This is a genomic window from Martelella alba (genome assembly GCF_005217455.1).
Lineage (GTDB): Bacteria > Pseudomonadota > Gammaproteobacteria > Enterobacterales > Enterobacteriaceae > Acerihabitans.
On the sequence record NZ_SZPQ01000031.1, the window covers coordinates 48282 to 66115 of the forward strand.

A 17834-nucleotide genomic window follows, 5' to 3' on the forward strand; every position below is an offset into this window, starting at 1 on the left:
TTGTGTTTTTTGTTGCCGTGGAAACTTTCAGCCCATCTTCGGATGGGCTTTTTTCTCCGGCAAACCTTGCGCGCAGCCAAGCGCAACGTTATTTAATCGACTAAAATGCACTAAAAGAGTGCGGGAGACTGCTTTATGGCTACAGGCTCATTGCCCGATGCTGGGCAGATCCTCAATTCACTGATTAACAGTATCCTTTTGCTGGATAACGATCTCGCTGTTCATTACGCCAACCCGGCGGCGCAGCAATTGCTGGCCCAAAGCTCCCGTAAGCTTTTCGGCACGCCGCTGCCTGAATTGCTGGGGTATTTTTCCCTGAACGTTGAACTGATGCGCGAGAGCCTGAATGCCGGCCAGGGATTTACCGATAATGAGGTCACTTTGGTGGTGGACGGTCGGGCCCATATTCTTTCGCTGACCGTACAGCTTATGCCGGAGAACTGGTATTTGATGGAACTCGCGCCTATGGATAACCAGCGGCGTTTGAGCCAAGAACAAATCCAGCATGCCCAGCAGGTGGCGGCGCGGGATTTGGTTCGCGGCCTGGCGCATGAGATTAAAAACCCCCTTGGCGGGTTGCGGGGCGCGGCCCAGCTACTGTCCAAAGCCTTGCCCGATCCCTCTTTGCTTGAATACACCAAAGTCATTATCGAACAGGCCGATCGGTTGCGTAACCTGGTGGACCGTCTACTTGGGCCGCAGCAACCGGGCATGCATATCACGCAAAGCATCCACCAGGTGGCGGAGCGGGTCTTTCAGCTGGTTTCGCTGGAGAAGCCGGACAATGTCACGCTGATACGCGATTATGACCCCAGCCTGCCCGAATTGGCCCATGACCCCGACCAAATGGAACAGGTGTTATTGAATATCACCCGTAATTCATTACAGGCGCTGGGCGAAGACGGCGGCACCATCACCATACGTACCCGCACGGCCTTCCAGCTAACGCTACATGGGGTGCGGTACCGGTTGGCCGCCAGAATTGATATCGAGGACGACGGCCCCGGCGTGCCGGCGCACCTCCAGGACACGTTGTTCTACCCGATGGTCAGCGGACGCGAGGGGGGGACCGGTCTGGGGTTATCCATCGCCCGCAGTCTGGTCGATCAGAACTCAGGTAAAATTGAATTCAACAGTTGGCCGGGCCATACCGAATTTTCGGTTTACCTGCCTATTCGCCAGTGAGGTCATTATGCAACGAGGGATAGTCTGGATCGTCGATGACGATAGCTCCATACGCTGGGTGCTTGAACGCGCCCTCACTGGAGCCGGGTTAACGTGCGCGACCTTCGAAGGTGGCGGCGATGTGCTGGAAGCGCTGTCCACCCAAACCCCGGACGTGTTGTTATCGGATATACGCATGCCAGGAATGGACGGCCTGGCGCTGCTCAAGCAGATTAAACAGCGCCATCCCATGTTGCCGGTGATTATCATGACCGCCCATTCCGATCTGGACGCCGCCGTTAGCGCCTATCAACAAGGCGCCTTTGATTATCTGCCCAAACCCTTTGATATTGATGAGGCGGTCGCCCTGGTGGAGCGTGCGGTCAGTCATTATCTGGAACAACAGCAGCCGGCGCGGGCCCAGCCGGCCAATGGCGGACCGACCACGGATATCATCGGCGAAGCGCCGGCCATGCAGGATGTCTTCCGTATTATCGGACGCCTGTCCCGCTCCTCCATCAGCGTGCTGATAAATGGCGAATCCGGAACCGGCAAAGAGCTGGTGGCGCATGCCTTGCATCGCCACAGTCCCCGGGCCAAATCCTCGTTTATCGCCCTGAACATGGCGGCGATCCCTAAGGATTTGATCGAGTCGGAACTGTTTGGCCATGAAAAAGGGGCGTTCACCGGCGCCAACCAGGTACGGCAGGGCCGTTTTGAACAAGCGGACGGCGGCACGCTGTTTCTGGATGAAATCGGCGATATGCCCCTGGACGTCCAAACCCGCTTACTGCGCGTATTGGCGGATGGACAGTTTTATCGGGTCGGCGGCTATGCGCCGGTCAAAGTGGATGTTCGTATCATCGCCGCCACTCACCAGAATTTGGAACAGCGGGTACAAGAAGGCAAATTCCGAGAAGATTTATTTCATCGTCTGAATGTCATTCGGGTGCATTTGCCGCCGTTACGGGAGCGCCGGGAAGACATCCCACGTCTGGCGCGCTATTTCCTGCAAGTTGCCGCCAAAGAGCTGGGCGTCGAGCCCAAAATCCTGCATCCGGAAACTGAAACCGCGTTGACGCGTCTGTCGTGGCAGGGCAATGTCCGCCAGTTGGAAAACACGTGCCGCTGGCTGACGGTGATGGCCGCCGGACAGGAGGTGCTCATTCAGGATTTACCGCCGGAGCTGTTCGAAAGCGCCGTCCCCGACGCCGCCGTACAATCCCTGCCGGACAGTTGGGCCACCTTACTGGCGCAATGGGCCGATCGGGCCTTGCGTTCCGGTCATCAAAACCTGTTATCGGAGGCCCAGCCCGAAATGGAAAGAACACTGTTGACCACAGCGCTGCGGCATACGCAGGGTCATAAGCAGGAAGCGGCCCGATTGCTGGGCTGGGGCAGGAATACCCTAACCCGCAAGCTTAAAGAGTTGGGGATGGAGTAAAGCGCATCGCCCTCGATGCGTGCCGCTAAACGCGCCATACTCCGTGATGCTTGTTTGTCGACGTCGTCGGCTTTCCGTCACGGTATGGGCGATAAAACTGAGGATAAGTGAGAGGCTGCCCGTCTCTTATCGAAACCCCGCTCGGGGTTCACCCGCGCTTGCACCGCACTGACCCTCACACGCCGGCGCGCAAAAACATGAATGATGCAGGCTATAAATCAAAAAAAGGCGAAATAACGCGCAAAATGATGCAATGTCACTCTTTACATCCCAGGTTTACACAGTATGATCTTTTCGCTGACTTGGGAGAAAGACCATGTTGAATTCGTTGATCGCTTTGGTATCGCATGGCGCGGACATGACCGCCGCGGCCGGCCACGCGCCTCAAACAGCATTGGCCGCCATACTCTGCGCCGCGCTGATCAATTTTCTCAGTTAACGCTGTTTTGCCGGCGAATGTCTTTACACCGTTATACTATCCGTTGTTCGGCGGAGATTGTGTGACGGCAGCGTTCAGATGACTTGCGAAAATTGGCGCTGGCGCATCTTGTCGCGCAGATAACGGTCAAAGCACATACAGATATTCCTTATCAATAACCGCCCTTTGGCGGAGACGTTCACAGCCCGCTCGGTCACTGTTACCAGCCCGTCACGCTCCATCGGCGCGAGCATGTTCAGATCCTCGGCGAAATACTCGCTGAAGCGGATGCCGTATTGTTGTTCCAGCGGCGCGTAATCAATGGCGAACTGGCAGATAAGACCCTTGATGATATCCCGCCGCAGGCAATCGTCCTGTGTGAGCGATACGCCGCGCCATAACCCGTTGCCCTGCCGGTCCACGCTGTCCGTATAGGACTTGATGTCTTTTTGGTTTTGCGCGTAGCTGTCGCCAATCATACTGATGGCCGACACGCCCATGCCAAGCAGCTCGCAATCCCCGCGTGTAGTGTAGCCCTGGAAATTACGATGTAATTTCCCGGCGCGCTGGGCAACGGCCAACTCGTCATCCGGACGGGCGAAATGATCCATGCCGATAAATTGATAGCCCGCCTCGCACAACGTGGCGATGGTTTGCTGCAAAATCGTCAATTTGCTGGCCGCATCCGGCAAATCCTGCTGTTTAATTTTACGTTGGGCGGCGAACAGGGCCGGCAAATGGGCATAATTGAATACGCTAAGGCGTTGCGGGTTCAATGCGATTACCCGCTTTAGCGTATGGAGAAACGTTGCCGGCGTCTGCTGCGGCAATCCGTAAATCAAGTCAATATTGGTGGATTGAAAGCCGCATTCTTTGGCCCGCGCCATCAGCGTGAAGATAAGGTCTTCATCTTGTACCCGGTTGACCAGACGCTGGACATTTTTGTTGAAATCCTGAACCCCCATGCTGATCCGGTTGAACCCCTGCTCCGCCAGAAAATCGATGATGTCAGGCTCGACTTGCCGGGGATCGATTTCCAGTGAGAGTTCAGCCCCAGGCTGAAAAGCGAAATGTTCGCGCAGACAGCTCACGAGCCGCGTTATCTGTTCACGCGTGAGATAGGTCGGCGTACCGCCGCCCCAATGCATTTGCACTACCGGACGCTGACGAAACAGCGGCGCACGCTGAGCGATTTCCCGCTCCAGGGCCGCCAGATAGCGATCGACCTTTTCCGTCTGGCGGGTAATGATTTTATTGCAGGCGCAGAAATAACACAGCTTGTGACAGAACGGAATATGCAGATATAGCGACAGCGGCCGTTGCGGATAACGCATTAACGCTTGCCGAAACGCCGACTCGCCGTAGCCATCGCTAAATTCCAGCGCAGTGGGGTAGGAGGTGTAACGCGGCCCCGACTGGTTATATTGGCGGATAAGGGCCGAATCCCATTCTATGGTTGGCACTGGCATGGTGGCAGCTTACTCCTTACGGTATTTTCGCCGGCGCGACCTAACCGGCGGCGCCGAACGTCGCACGGCCCCGCGGGCCGAAAGCAACCGGTCTTTACGTCGCGAAAGCCGCCATAGTTTACTCAATAACCACATTAAATAACATGTCAGCGGTAGCACGATAAGCAATAGCAGCATGGGAAACTATAACCCGTCTTTACCGAAGCCCCTTTTGAGCAATTGCAGCATATCCTCATCCTGGGGGGCGTCTTCTTCATCTTCATCCAATTCAATCCCCAGAAGCGCCATCAACTGGTCAATGCGGTCCAGTTTTTCATCAACATAGGCCTGCTCCTCGGTACTCAGGTCGTCGTCCTGTTCAATGCGAGTCAACAAAGCATCAAGCCGGATATCGTTTTCCAGGCTATCCAATTCTTCCTCCGGCGCGAGCGGAACCGGCGGAACGACGGCCCTGGAACTGGCCGGCCTGGATACGGCGCCGGGGACAGACAGCGGCACCGGTTTCTTGCTGCCGATGCGCGGGTCGGCAGCGACTGCGCGCATCGAACGGTTGCCGTTGCCGTCTTTGCTCTCCTGATTACGGGAACCGGCGGCCAGACCGCGGTGTTTCTTTGAACGCTTGCGGTCACGGCCTTCCTCATTGAGTTGCTCGCGGCTTTTACGATTTTTCTTGCGCGCAGCCGTTTGTGTCCGGCCGCTGTGGGTTGTTGGTTTCATCTTGGCTGCTCTCGCGGGAATAGTCTTATGAGTATATCTACCCGGCATACATCAAGTCGCCTTTTTGTTGGCGGCGTCCGCTCACATGCCGCTGCAATGCGGCTCGAATATATTCGTGTATGCCATCGTTTTTTATGTCGCCGTTTGACCGCCAGCAACACAAAAAAACCTTGAGGTTATGGGTTGGGGCGGAATCTACCAGAATCCCGGCAAATAAAAAAGGTGGCGATAAGTCTGCCACCATAACATGAGAATGCTTCGCGAGAAAATGCCACCCGGCGGGGAACTCGCCAGGCCGCATCCTGTGGAGAGAGGACGCTTTTACGAACGCAAAGCGTGATATCCGGCGAAGCAGCCCGATGAGTGTGTATTCCTTTACGCGCTCGTCCTGAGCGGCCTTCTTCCCTGAGAGATGCAGATTGAATTGATATGACATCGTGCGCCGGCGTCGCCGCGCACTCATCCAGGGTTCAAACCTCTTGCAAAAATGTGCCTTCTTTCAGCGCTCCTTGCCTCGTCCGCTAATGTAACTCAGTGAAAATCGCCCGCAAGTGGCCGGGGGATTGGGCAAAGGTCGCATCAACAGTGTTAATTAATTAACTTTATGATTTATAATATATTAATTACTATAAAAACGAGAAGACGTCGCTGGATAAAGGCCGATCTCCTACACTAAAACCATTCTATCCTCTAAATAATGCAAGTTGCGTCGCGGCCAACAAAGAAGCAACGTAAATTAGGATGAGTGTAAAAATATTCTAATCATGCTTCGCTGGAAAAGTCCGGCTCTCAAGACCAGGCAGCGCCGACGTCGACGTCGTGCAAACTAAAATCCGCATTCACGCCGTTTATCCGTATAATCAGAGGCAAGCCATCAGCCAGGGAGAAAACTTTTTGACCACCACCTATAATTATCATATGACGCATTTTGTCATGAGCGCGCCAGATATACGCCATTTGCCCCCTGATACCGGTATCGAAGTCGCTTTCGCCGGACGGTCCAACGCCGGAAAATCCAGCGCCTTAAATACGCTTACCCAGCAGAAAAACCTGGCCAGAACCAGTAAAACCCCTGGTCGGACACAATTGATCAATCTCTTCGAAGTCGCGCCGCAGCGCCGCTTGGTGGATTTACCGGGCTACGGCTACGCCGAGGTGCCGGAAGACGTGAAACGGCAATGGCAGCGGGCGCTGGGGGAGTATTTGCAACAGCGCGATAGCCTTAAGGGACTCGTCATAATGATGGATATTCGGCATCCCTTGAAAGATCTCGATCAGCAAATGATCAAATGGGCGGTAAGCGTGGATATTTCGGTCCTGGTGCTGCTGACTAAGGCCGACAAACTGACTGCCGGCGCCGCCCGGACCCAGCTTGGGCAAGTGCGTAAACAGGCCGTGGCGTTCGGTGGTGATATTCAGGTGGAAACGTTCTCATCGTTAAAGAAAACTGGCGTCGACAGGTTGAGTGAAAAGCTGGACAACTGGTTTGATGCGGCCAAAACGCCTGTGCGCGACTGACATCAATCACCTTCATGAGGGGGCTTTTGGCCGCCTCTTCCCTGGCCCATGCCGTTGTAACCGGTTTCTTCCGCCCAATAAAAAACGCCCCAGACAGTGAAGCCTGGGGCGGCTAATATTTAGCCAAATCCGATTACGTGAAGTAAAAGGTCTGAAAGATAGAACATCTTACCTCTGTACCCTACGACTCTAACTTTACAACAATTTTCGTTCGGGCAAAAGATTTTTTTGTTGTTTATTTTCACTTACCGCTGTCTTGAATGCGATAATAACAATATGTATCACATTTTTATGTAGCTAAATTACAAAAAAAGCTTATTACTTCGCCACTTAGTGAGCTTGATCCCAATTTTCACCCATGCCGACATCAACGCGCAGCGGAACGTCCAGGGCGAAACACCCCTCCATCAACGCCTTGATCCGCTCCGCCGCCGCGGCCGCCGCCGATTGTTCAATTTCGAAAACCAGCTCGTCATGGACTTGCATGATCATCTTGACCGGGGGCTGTTCCTGTTGCAGCCAGTTATCAATAGCAATCATGGCGCGCTTAATGATATCGGCGGCGGTTCCCTGCATGGGGGCGTTGATTGCGGCCCGTTCAGCGGCTTTTTTCCGCGCGCCATTGCGGGAATGGATATCCGGCAGATAAAGGCGGCGACCGTCAAGCGTCGAGACATACCCCTGCTCGTGGGCCTGCTTACGGGTTCGCTCCATATAGTCCAGCACCCCTGGATAACGCTCAAAATACAAGTTCATATAGCGCTGCGCTTCGGTGCGGGATACCGACAGTTGCCGTGACAAACCGAAGGCGCTCATACCGTAAATCAAACCAAAATTTATCGCCTTGGCACTGCGACGCTGCTCTTGCGTGACGTTCTCCAGCGCCATGCCGAACACCTCGGCGGCGGTGGCCCTATGAATATCTTTGCCTTCGGCGAAGGCCTTGAGCAACCCGGCGTCCCGCGACAGATGGGCCATAATGCGCAACTCGATCTGGGAATAATCCGCCGCCACTATCACCGATCCGTGCGGCGCAATGAATGCCTGCCTGATCCGGCGTCCCTCCTCATTGCGCACCGGAATATTCTGCAAATTGGGATCGCTGGACGAAAGCCGGCCAGTGGCGGTGATAGCCTGGTGGTAGGAAGTATGCACCCGCTTAGTGGCGGGGTTGATCATTAAGGGCAGTTTATCGGTGTAAGTGGTTTTCAGTTTGGCCAGACCGCGGTATTCAAGGATAAGCTTGGGCAGAGGATAATCCAGCGCCAGTTCGGCCAAGACTTCCTCATTAGTGGAAGGCGCGCCGCCGGGCGTTTTCTTGAGAATCGGCAGCTTCTGTTTATCATAAAGGATAGTCTGCAACTGCTTGGTGGAGGACAGATTAAAAGGCTCCTCCGCCAGTTCGTGCGCCTCTTTTTCCAGTTCCCCCAGTCGTTGGGTTAACTGCCCGGAATGGGTCGCCAGAATTTTTTCATCAATCAAAACCCCGGTACGCTCGATGCGGGACAAAACCGGCACCAGGGGCATCTCGATTTCTTCAAAAACCTTTTTCAGGCCGCTTTCTTTCTCAATCTGCGGCCAGATCTTCTCATGCAGGCACCAGGTTACATCGGCGTCTTCCGCGGCATAGGGCGCCGCCTCCTCAAGGGCAATCTGATTGAAGACAAGCTGATTCTTGCCTTTACCGGCAATATCCTCAAAACCAATGGCCTTATGTTGCAAGAAACGTTCCGCCAGGCTATCCATATCGTGACGCCCAGCGACGCTATTGAGGACATAGGATTCCAGCATGGTATCAAAGGCCATGCCGACCATCTCAATATCGTACCGTTTCAACACGCCCCGATCGAATTTCAGATTCTGGCCGATTTTCAGCAGGCGCGGATCCTCCAGCAGCGGTTTCAGACGGGCCAATACGTCATCCCGCGGCAACTGTTGCGGCGCATCCAGGTAATCATGGCCCACCGGCAGATAAGCCGCCTCGCCCCGAGCGACGGCAAAAGAAAGTCCCACCAGATTGGCGGTCAGCGTATCCAGGCTGTCGGTTTCGGTATCAAAAGCAAACAGCCCTTTTTCGCGAATCTTGTCCAGCCACCGCTCCAGCGCGGGCATCTCGGTAATCACCTCATAGCCGTCGCGGCTCAGGGGTTGCGCCGGTTCATCGTTGTTTTGTACCGGCGCCGGCGCATTAAACGGATTGCGCGCCACACTTTCCGGCGCCTTGCGTCCTAACCACTTACCGGCCTCAAGATCCGCCAGCCAGCGTTTAAATTCGTATTTGCCGAATAATTCACTTAGCGCCGCGACATCGGGCTCGCTAACGGTTAACCCATCAAAAGCGATTTCCAGGGAGACATCGGTTTTGATGGTGGCCAGCGTATAGGAGAGAAAGGCTAAATCCTTATGCTCTTGCAGTTTCGGCGCCAGGGTTTTCGCGCCGCGAAACGAAAGCGAGGCCACGCCGCCCAAATTGCCATAAATTCCCCGCAGACTGTCCAATCCTTGCAACAAGGCCTGTGCGGTTTTTCCACCCACCCCCGGCACGCCGGGAATATTGTCCGAACTATCGCCCATCAGCGCCAGGTAATCGATGATTCTCTCCGGCGGCACGCCGAATTTCGCTTTAACTTCTTCCGGGCCAAGGACGGTATTGGTCATGGTGTTGATGAGGGTGATCATTGGCGAGACCAGTTGGGCCATATCCTTGTCGCCAGTGCTGATCAGTACCTCGCGCCCGGCGCGTTCGGCCTCCAACGCCAACGTACCAATGACATCATCCGCTTCGACGCCGGAAACCGCCAGTAATGGCAGGCCCATGGCTTTAACCATACTGTGCAGGGGCGCTATCTGGCTGCGCAGATCGTCGGGCATCGGCGGCCGATGCGACTTGTAGTGTTCAAACAATTCATCGCGGAAAGTTTTACCCTTGGCGTCAAACACCACTGCCACATGACTGGGCCGATATTGCGCCAGCAGGCTGCGCAGCATATTCAGCACGCCATACATTGCGCCGGTGGGCTCGCCCGCACTGTTGGTCAGGGGTGGGAAAGCATGATAAGCGCGGTAAAGATAAGATGAACCGTCAACAAGAATCAGAGGATTGTCTGCGATATGGGCCATAGCGTATGCCGTTTTCGGAACATGGAATAGGAGGTATGTACTGTACATCATCCCAAGCGTTATGGCGGCGAGCGAGAGCCCCCCATCGCATAAGCGGACGATGTCGCGGGGGGGTAATCGCACACAGCCAACAAAGAGGCCGTTTCATGGATGACGCCTATAGCATGCCATAGCTGGCCGCCGGAGACGAACGTTAGCGTCAAAAAGGCCGATAAAAATACTGGAGTTGCGTTCGGATCCGCACGATCATGCTGTGGATAACTTTGTGAGTAAAAAGATTTGATAAAATTTACAGAATGTTTGAGCCGAAAGGAGTTTACAAAAAATCAATATTTATCAGTGAATTATAGAGTGAGATCACTTAATTGCTTATATTACATAGAGATTCCCGCTTTGTGGATATAACTCAAATTACCCACCAGGCGCAGACGGGCCATTTAGGCGGAGCCAGAAAAAGGATATACACAATATTTCCACTTCGACAGGTTGAAACGGTAAATAACTTGCTGCGGAAATATCGGCCGACGCAATTAACCGTATCGGATGGCGGAAGAGACGATCCGGCGGACACGCCGCCGGAGGGCCCCTTTATTGCTGAGTTAGCAAAAATTTCACGACATCGCCGAACTGTTTGACATACGCATCCATAGACGAGGTATCCAGGCCGTCGTTCTTGACCATGTATTTCCCATTCACGAATACCGAGGGTACGCCGCGTAAATCCAAATCGGCGGCGGCTTTTTCCTGCTGCACCACCAGCGACTTTACAACAAAGCTGTTCAAAGCGGCATCGTACTGCTCGGCGCTGACGCCCGCTTTCACAAACACATCGCGAATGTCGGACGGGGATTGAACGGTTTGCGTTTTTTGCACCGCATCAAACATCAGCGGACTGACTTTATCTTCCACGCCGAGCGCCATTGCCACGGCCCAGGCACGGGTTAGCTCTTTGCCCATGTCGCCGCCAAGGAAATCCACGTGGTATTTGACGTACTTGGTACCGGCCGGCAAGCTCTTCTTGATGCTGTCGGAAATATGGTAGACGTTTTCGAACTCATAGCAATGGGGACAATAAAACGAGAAAAACTCCAGGACCTGCGGTTCGCCGGCGACCGGCTTGTCCAGTTGAACATACTGCTGTCCCTCGGAAAACGGCGCGGCGAATACGCTGAATGTCAGCGCCATCAGCAAACCAGCCAGCGCATACCAGATTTTTTTCATCAATTTTTTCTCTCCATCAGTTTAATAAGAAGGCGTCAGTTGCAGCGGCGGTTCGCGCAATAGTTTGACTTGTTCGGAAAACACCATGATTTGCTGTTCCCAGAACCCGGCATCGGTCATCCAGGGAAAACTGTGCGGGAAGGCCGGATCTCCCCAACGCCGGCTAACCCAGGCAAGATAATGGATCATGCGCATGGCCCGCAACGGCTCAATCAGCGCCAACTCCCGCGGATTAAAATCCATGAACTCGCTATAGGCGTCAAGCAAAAGCGATAATTGATATTGTTGTTCGCCACGATTACCGTTAAGCAGCATCCACAAGTCCTGAACTGCCGGCCCATTACGCGCGTCGTCCAGGTCGACAAACATCGGCCCATCACGCCACAGGATATTCCCGGCGTGCAAATCGCCGTGCAACCGCAACGAACGCCATTCCTCGTTCCAGCATAACCCGACTTCGCTGATCAGCAGGTCGGCCACGCGAAGAAAAGCCTCTTTTTGCCCCCCGGCGATGAGCTGGCTTTGTTCCAGTTCCCTACGGGGCTCGTAGAGATAATCCTCCAACGAAAACGTGGGACGGAAAGCGAAACGGGCCGCGCCATTCTGCCTATGTATCCGACCGATAAAACGCCCCACCCACTCAAGCTGTTCATCATTGTCCTGTTCGAATTGCCGTCCCCCAACGCTTGGAAAAATCGCATAACGAAATCCCTGGTAATTCAGAAGCGTTGTACCATTAACGTCCATCGGCGGCACCACGGGGATTTCCGCCTCGTCCAATTCCCGCGATAAAGCGTGCTCTTCCAAGATCTGCTCGGACGTCCAGCGTTCCGGCCGGTAAAATTTGACCACATAACGCTTGCGATCTTCGTCCAGAAATTGGTAAACACGGTTTTCATAGCTGTTTAGGGCGGTAAGGCCGGAATCGACGCGCAACCCAGTTGCCTGTAAGGCATCCATGATCAGATCCGGCATCAGCGTTCTGAAATTGAAAGCACTCGTATTCATAAAACAGTTTTCGTCCAAACCTGTTGAAGACGCGAAATTAACCCGGTCAAGACCGGTGCGTTCGCTTTGCGCTCAATCCTTAAGAATGCCCCTGGCCTTCAGGATGGCGGTCTTAAAATCCTCTTCGTAATCTTTCTGTAAACCAGGAATTGCGGCAGTGCTATCGGCATCGCGCATTTTCAGATGATAGATCAGCATATCATCGCTCAAATTCGCCAGATCGCCTTGAAATCCTGCCTCATCAGCCAATTTGCGCAAAAATTGCAATAAATTGAGGTCTGAATCCTTTCGCCAAGCGGGATGAAGCAATTCAACCAGTTCGTCGACACGATGATATTTCATAAGCCAATCCTTTTATGATGTTGGTGTTAGGCCGAGTCTTACCACGATTCAAGCTGCCCAAAGGCGGGATACCGCTATCCATGGCAAGGGGGACGGGCCATGGTCTACTTTAGCAATTTCCGCCGGGCGGCATACGCCCTAATCGTCGATTTCCCTTGGTAGATTGTATCTTATTATGTGAAACCGCGTGACGGCTCTTCGCCTTCAGGGTCAAGCTTTACGCTTCCGGCGGCCGCTCCTTTTTAAGCATGATGATATGCCCAGCAAGACCGCCAACGCGCCGTTGGACGCGTCAGAAGACCGATCGTCCCGTATGCTTTCGTGCGAATATGCGCCGCCGGACATACGCAGGCCGGCCGCAAACGGAGTATTCTGACAAAATCGTCTTTTACAGACCGGAGTTGTATGAAATGGCCACAGCGAAACCCACTATTACGGGCATTATTTTGGCGGGCGGACGTTCCAGTCGCATGGGCGGCCAGGATAAAGGGCTGCTCCTGCTCCATGGCCTTCCCCTTTACCGGCATGTACTGGCCGGTCTGACGGAACAGGTGAGTCAGGTTATCATTAATGCCAATCGCCATCAGGATCAATACCGGCAAAGCGGGCTCACAGTCATCAGCGATACTATAGCCGATTTCCAAGGGCCGCTGGCCGGCATGCTGGCGGGCTTACAGGCTGCCGAAACCGACTGGGTGGCGTTTGTACCCTGCGATGCGCCGGTATTCCCTTTGAATTTGGTTGCGCGCCTGTGGCATGACAAGGAGGATGCTAAAGCGGCTTTCGCCCATTCCGATAACCGCGACCATCCGGCCTTCGCCTTGCTCAATCGCGCGTTGGCACCCTGTTTGCAACGCTTTCTCGCTGGCGGAGACCGCCGGGTAATGCTATTTTTCGACAGCATCAACGCCGCGAGAGTAATGTTTTCCGAAACGCATCCAGCGTTCGCTAACCTCAATACCCCCGACGATCTGGCGGGTTGGGCCTGGTGACAACCACTGCGAGGATAATGGTCATGCCACACACGCATTTGCCGCTATTAGCTGTCGCCGCCTATAGCGGTACCGGCAAAACGACCCTATTGAAAAAAATCATTCCCATGCTCAATAAGGCGAACATCCGGGTGGGAATTATCAAGCATACACATCATAAGATGGATGTGGATACCCCGGGAAAAGACAGCTACGAGTTGCGCAAGGCCGGCGCGCGACAAACCATGGTCGCCAGCGAGGCGCGTTGGGCGTTGATGACCGAAAATAGGAATGAAGCCATGCCATCGCTTTCTTGGCTGGCGGCGCAAATGAATCCCTCCCTGCTTGATTTGGTGCTGGTGGAAGGCTTCAAAGGCGAACCGGTGCCCAAAATCGCCTTGTTCCGCTCGGATACCGGCAAGGATTGGCGGACGCTCATTGACGAACATGTCATCGCGGTGGCCAGTGACGTGAAACTGGATATCACCCTACCCCTATTGGATATCAATCGTCCGGAAAGCATAGCGGTGTTCATCGGCGAGTGGTTGAGAAATTACCCGCCGTCATGAGAGATAATAGGTTAGGTTTTTTTAAGTATTGAAGATAAATATTCCCTCTCTAATAGCAAGTAAATGGTTATCCGGAGAAAAATAAACTAATAAGCTAAGAGATTATTCTTATTTCATGCTCTAAATAATTCAAGTTGCATCGCGACGGCAAGCGAGAGGGTCTCCGGGAGTATCGCTCACTGTGTGGCTGGGCCGAACGAGCGTAGCCGACAAGGCGCCACTTAATGTATAACGAGTATATACCTTGAATAATTCACGTCTTACATAAGTGGCGGCACACTGACGATTCATTGAAACCGATGTTGGACTTGTCATACTTAATGTTGACTCTTGATTGACTACGTTTGCTGGTGTCATCTCGGCGCCAGAGAAAGTCGAAAAACCGGCGCTCATTCCCCCCCAACCGCGTTGATAAACCCATGATAACCAGGATAAGCGAAGACCGGCGACAGAAAGGTAATATGAAGTATGGGGGGATCAAATGATACGAAAGTTAAATATAGCGTTTTTTATTGGCGGGAGACTTTACCAATCTGGTTCATTTATGGTAATTATCTGTCGCCTTTTATTAAGTATAAATGTAAACAATGTCAAATATCAGAATCAGTAGATAATTTCATTTAATTAATCCGAAGGAGAACCATTAGAAATGTAATTATTATGTTGCAGCTCAACTATTGCTTCGAGGTTTAACCAACTAGTTATCTTTGTATATAAAGATAACCATGCTCCTTTATTGAACCTCGGTCAATCTTTACTCCAATAGTTTATGTTGCACTGCGGCTGCACATGCGCGAGTCCCCAGGAGCATAGACCACTATGTGACTGGTGTGGGCAAACGCAGCCAACAAAGAGGCAACACGAAGTATGACGAGTGTAGAAGCTATTAGCGGTACGAGTAAGTACCAATCGCAAACCAATCACATTTATAGAATAAAAAATGACCTCTTCAAAATGGTATGTTGCCGTGATAAGTGTTGCCGCCTTACTGGCAGGCTGTTTATCGAACGAAAAGAAAAAAAATGCCGTTAAATTCCCCCAAGAAACCGTCGATAAAAAAAAACCATCTGTTATGGAAAATAGCGAAACGGCTTTTGAACCTTATCGACCAGTTTCCGCCCACCAGGCACAACGGGCTAATTCAGCAAGTGTCGAGGATATATCCCAGGCGAATCTCTCATCCTCTACGGCTTTATCCAATGGCAAGGGTTCGGCGACCATCACCGTGCCTGATTTGCAAAAAACGTTCTCTCGTTCTTCTTTCGATATTCTTTTGCCCTTGCAAGATAGTGAAAATAGGTTTTTATTCAATCAACTCGGCGCCAGGCGTTTTGATGGACGAAATATTGTGAACCTCGGCATCGGCCAGCGCCATTTTCATCAGGACTGGATGTTGGGTTACAACTCTTTCTATGACTTGCAGGTTTCCCGCAATCATCATCAGCGACTGGGGTTAGGCCTGGAATTATGGCACCGTAATCTTAAGTTGACCGCTAACGGCTATTTACGGCTCTCTGGATGGAAAAGCGCTTATCTACACAACGGATACGAAGAGCGAGTGGCGAATGGCTTCGATATCAATCTGGATGCCTATCTGCCGGAACACCCGCAATTAGGCGGCCGGGTCAAATATGAACAATACCGGGGCGGCGAAGTGGCCCCGACCAATAAAGATGAACATTTCAAAAACCCTTCGGCTCTTACGGTGGGGTTGACATACAATCCCATCCCCCTGTTAACCTTTGGTCTGGACCGCTCACACTGGAGCAACGGCCGCAGCGAAGGTAAAGCCAATATGATGATCAATTACCGTTTCAATATGCCGTTGTCCAAACAATTGGATCCGCAGTATGTCACCGGCACCAGAAACATCGAAGGCAGTCGATTTAACCCCGTTGAGCGAAATAATAATATCATTCTCGAATTTAAGAATCAGAAGACGCTGTATTTCCGGTTACCCACCGAGTTAACCGGAGCGGAACATGAAAGACACCCCATTTCCTTCGATTTTTCCCAGCAGTTCATCCTGGATCATATTGATTGGGAGGACAGCAGTCTACGCGCCCACGGTGGCCAGGTAATCAATGTTTCCAAACATCACTACCATGTTCAACTCCCGGCTTATGATGCGCGCTCGACAAACTATTACGTTCTTTCCGCCGTGGCTTATGACACACAGGGGGATGCGTCCAATCGCAGTACCATGATAATCAGAGTTGAACCCGCGAGTGTCGTCGATACCGCCGGAAACCCATTTGATCCGGCGCCCGGGGATGATTCACCTCGAAATCAGCTGATTTCGCCACGCACGTCATCTGTTGATGATGATAACGAAAGCGATGCGCCCGCTGCCCCGGTTATCAATACCAAAACAGTGGCTCGAGCATCTGACGAGACGCTGCCCGGACAAGACAGCGCTCTTCTTGATAATGAACTGGATATCGCTAAAGGGGAATCCCGTGATGCCCCTTCCACCCTTGCGGCCGCACGACATTCCCCTGACGCGCCTTCCACCGAAGAGGCCGAAGTATCAATGGAAGATGGCAGCAACACGTTGTTTACCGAAAACTTTATCCAGCCTCTGCTCAATACGCCCCCCGAAAACAAGAATACCGCGGCTCGAGCATCCGTACCGCCGCCGCCTCCTCCTCCACCGACCGCCGAAGTACAGCTCAGGCCCTTGTCACAAGTGGGTTCGGGTGATTCCCTCAGTAACGTAACACTTAGAAAGCCCCAGCCGAAGGCCGATAACCAAGCCAGCAAAAATAACTTCCAAAATGAGCTCGCCAATGCGTTGAATAAAAGAAACAGCACCCTGAAAAACTGGGGATCAGACACGGCTTCCGATATTTCAACATCCTCACCCCCCTCATCAACGCCCGTCACACCGCCGTCATCCCCAGATAAGAGGTATGACTCCACCCCATCTTCATCACCTATGCCCCTCACTCTTCCTACTTCCGGTTCATCTTCATCCAGTGATTCCGATTTCATGGATGAGGTGGTATTACGCAGACCCCCACCCGTCGCGGCAACAAGAACATTGCCAGTCGAACTGCAGATCCCCTCAGCCGTGACGGCCACATCGCTTTCCGCCGGCAATTCCGGCGTCCTGCAGCCGGCAAACAGCGTATCCGCCCCGCTTCCAGCCGTTTCTGCACCCGATATATCGTTCTCTCCGCCGCCTCCACCCACTGAGCGTGACCTTTCACCACCAACCTCTCCGGGCGAAATCAACAACCTGAAAAACAAGGACATTCGTGAAGGACAAATGACGCGTCATTCCTCAGCGCATAACGCAACAGTCAGAATTCCAGCGGATGAATTGGCTCTGAAAAGGAACAGTTTGAAGCGTGTTCCAGAAGATCGAAAGAACCTATATAAGAATGAATGCAGATCGGAAATGGGAACATATTCAACACTAAGACGTTCGATAATGAAATTTGACGCATCGGATGTTGAAAGTGACAACAGTGACAGTTCAGATTGGGAATGATAACATTGCTCAATAAGTAATACCGGGTATTTTGCTTTTTCCCATCAAGTATAACTTTGGGTTTATATAATTCCGACATCCAAGAATAACAAGGTTTAAAGAACTTTTAGCCTTGTTATTCTTTAATCTTGTAATATTCAAGCAGATCCCAATTTTTTTACTCTAAATATCTTAAGTCGCATCGCGGCCGACAAAGGGACTCACTGAGTATGATGAGCAAATATGGCGCAAGTCCAGCGCTTTGTGTATTCGCCGTTCGCGGTTTCTGCATAGTGATTGATTTTAGTTTAGCCGAAGCCAGCGCCAGGCGCGCTCAAGCCCTCTGGCGGCACAGGCCGCCGCCGGCCTTTATATGACGTAAAAAAAAAGCCCCCTGC

The 17834-nt window shown here is 52.6% G+C and carries 14 protein-coding genes; 7 read left to right on the forward strand and 7 right to left on the reverse strand.

Annotated elements, in window-relative coordinates; all coding sequences use genetic code 11:
• Nucleotides 1-135 precede the first annotated feature (135 nt).
• The 3 genes from glnL (at nucleotide 136) to FCN80_RS18775 (ending at nucleotide 3047) form a co-directional block, all read left to right on the forward strand.
• Nucleotides 136-1185: a nitrogen regulation protein NR(II) gene (gene glnL / locus FCN80_RS18765; protein WP_136991696.1), complete on the forward strand. Its 1050-nt coding sequence runs from the start codon at nucleotides 136-138 to the stop codon at nucleotides 1183-1185.
• 7 nt (nucleotides 1186-1192) lie between these two features.
• A complete protein-coding gene (gene glnG / locus FCN80_RS18770; RefSeq protein ID WP_136991697.1) occupies nucleotides 1193-2608 on the forward strand; it encodes a nitrogen regulation protein NR(I) in 1416 nt (471 codons plus the stop codon).
• A gap of 316 nt (nucleotides 2609-2924) precedes the next feature.
• On the forward strand, nucleotides 2925-3047 hold the full coding sequence (locus FCN80_RS18775; protein ID WP_136991698.1) for a YshB family small membrane protein: 123 nt from the start codon (nucleotides 2925-2927) through the stop codon (nucleotides 3045-3047).
• Between the two features lie 74 nt (nucleotides 3048-3121).
• On the opposite strand, the gene hemN is transcribed toward FCN80_RS18775, so the two are convergent.
• Nucleotides 3122-4495, reverse strand: a complete 1374-nt coding sequence (gene hemN / locus FCN80_RS18780; RefSeq protein ID WP_136991699.1) for an oxygen-independent coproporphyrinogen III oxidase — start codon at nucleotides 4493-4495, stop codon at nucleotides 3122-3124.
• Nucleotides 4496-4678: 183 nt separating this feature from the next.
• Entirely contained in the window at nucleotides 4679-5212 is a 534-nt protein-coding gene (gene yihI, locus FCN80_RS18790; protein WP_136991701.1) for a Der GTPase-activating protein YihI, read from the reverse strand.
• 819 nt (nucleotides 5213-6031) lie between these two features.
• On the opposite strand from yihI, the gene yihA reads away from it, so the two are divergent.
• Entirely contained in the window at nucleotides 6032-6730 is a 699-nt protein-coding gene (gene yihA / locus FCN80_RS18795; protein WP_373880347.1) for a ribosome biogenesis GTP-binding protein YihA/YsxC, read from the forward strand.
• 119 nt (nucleotides 6731-6849) lie between these two features.
• Here yihA and spfP read toward each other — a convergent pair whose 3' ends face one another.
• The 5 genes from spfP to FCN80_RS18815 all read right to left on the reverse strand — a co-directional run bounded on the left by spfP (nucleotide 6850) and on the right by FCN80_RS18815 (nucleotide 12421).
• On the reverse strand, nucleotides 6850-6897 hold the full coding sequence (spfP, locus tag FCN80_RS27615; protein WP_071892919.1) for a small protein SpfP: 48 nt from the start codon (nucleotides 6895-6897) through the stop codon (nucleotides 6850-6852).
• 163 nt (nucleotides 6898-7060) lie between these two features.
• On the reverse strand, nucleotides 7061-9850 hold the full coding sequence (polA, locus tag FCN80_RS18800; RefSeq protein ID WP_136991703.1) for a DNA polymerase I: 2790 nt from the start codon (nucleotides 9848-9850) through the stop codon (nucleotides 7061-7063).
• 588 nt (nucleotides 9851-10438) lie between these two features.
• Nucleotides 10439-11071 (reverse strand): thiol:disulfide interchange protein DsbA, encoded by a 633-nt coding sequence (gene dsbA / locus FCN80_RS18805; protein WP_136991704.1) that lies wholly within the window; start codon nucleotides 11069-11071, stop codon nucleotides 10439-10441.
• A 21-nt stretch (nucleotides 11072-11092) separates the two neighbouring features.
• On the reverse strand, nucleotides 11093-12079 hold the full coding sequence (locus tag FCN80_RS18810) for a serine/threonine protein kinase (RefSeq protein ID WP_136991705.1): 987 nt from the start codon (nucleotides 12077-12079) through the stop codon (nucleotides 11093-11095).
• A 72-nt stretch (nucleotides 12080-12151) separates the two neighbouring features.
• Nucleotides 12152-12421 (reverse strand): YihD family protein, encoded by a 270-nt coding sequence (locus FCN80_RS18815; RefSeq protein ID WP_136991706.1) that lies wholly within the window; start codon nucleotides 12419-12421, stop codon nucleotides 12152-12154.
• A gap of 410 nt (nucleotides 12422-12831) precedes the next feature.
• Between FCN80_RS18815 and mobA the strand changes: the two genes are divergently transcribed.
• From mobA to FCN80_RS18830, 3 genes are all read left to right on the forward strand, one after another.
• Complete coding sequence (gene mobA, locus FCN80_RS18820) at nucleotides 12832-13413, forward strand: molybdenum cofactor guanylyltransferase MobA (protein ID WP_136991707.1); 582 nt, start codon at nucleotides 12832-12834, stop codon at nucleotides 13411-13413.
• 23 nt (nucleotides 13414-13436) lie between these two features.
• Nucleotides 13437-13961, forward strand: a complete 525-nt coding sequence (gene mobB, locus FCN80_RS18825; protein WP_136991708.1) for a molybdopterin-guanine dinucleotide biosynthesis protein MobB — start codon at nucleotides 13437-13439, stop codon at nucleotides 13959-13961.
• A gap of 940 nt (nucleotides 13962-14901) precedes the next feature.
• On the forward strand, nucleotides 14902-17457 hold the full coding sequence (locus FCN80_RS18830; protein ID WP_136991709.1) for an inverse autotransporter beta domain-containing protein: 2556 nt from the start codon (nucleotides 14902-14904) through the stop codon (nucleotides 17455-17457).
• Nucleotides 17458-17834 lie beyond the last annotated feature (377 nt).

Excerpts from the sequence above, each read along its gene's own strand:
- glnL (WP_136991696.1), top strand. The coding sequence starts at position 136 with ATGGCTACAGGCTCATTGCCCGATGCTGGGCAGATCCTCAATTCACTG.
- glnG (WP_136991697.1), top strand. The coding sequence starts at position 1,193 with ATGCAACGAGGGATAGTCTGGATCGTCGATGACGATAGCTCCATACGC.
- FCN80_RS18775 (WP_136991698.1), top strand. The coding sequence starts at position 2,925 with ATGTTGAATTCGTTGATCGCTTTGGTATCGCATGGCGCGGACATGACC.
- hemN (WP_136991699.1), bottom strand. The coding sequence starts at position 4,495 with ATGCCAGTGCCAACCATAGAATGGGATTCGGCCCTTATCCGCCAATAT.
- yihI (WP_136991701.1), bottom strand. The coding sequence starts at position 5,212 with ATGAAACCAACAACCCACAGCGGCCGGACACAAACGGCTGCGCGCAAG.
- polA (WP_136991703.1), bottom strand. The coding sequence starts at position 9,850 with ATGGCCCATATCGCAGACAATCCTCTGATTCTTGTTGACGGTTCATCT.
- dsbA (WP_136991704.1), bottom strand. The coding sequence starts at position 11,071 with ATGAAAAAAATCTGGTATGCGCTGGCTGGTTTGCTGATGGCGCTGACA.
- FCN80_RS18810 (WP_136991705.1), bottom strand. The coding sequence starts at position 12,079 with ATGAATACGAGTGCTTTCAATTTCAGAACGCTGATGCCGGATCTGATC.
- FCN80_RS18815 (WP_136991706.1), bottom strand. The coding sequence starts at position 12,421 with ATGAAATATCATCGTGTCGACGAACTGGTTGAATTGCTTCATCCCGCT.
- mobA (WP_136991707.1), top strand. The coding sequence starts at position 12,832 with ATGGCCACAGCGAAACCCACTATTACGGGCATTATTTTGGCGGGCGGA.
- mobB (WP_136991708.1), top strand. The coding sequence starts at position 13,437 with ATGCCACACACGCATTTGCCGCTATTAGCTGTCGCCGCCTATAGCGGT.
- FCN80_RS18830 (WP_136991709.1), top strand. The coding sequence starts at position 14,902 with ATGACCTCTTCAAAATGGTATGTTGCCGTGATAAGTGTTGCCGCCTTA.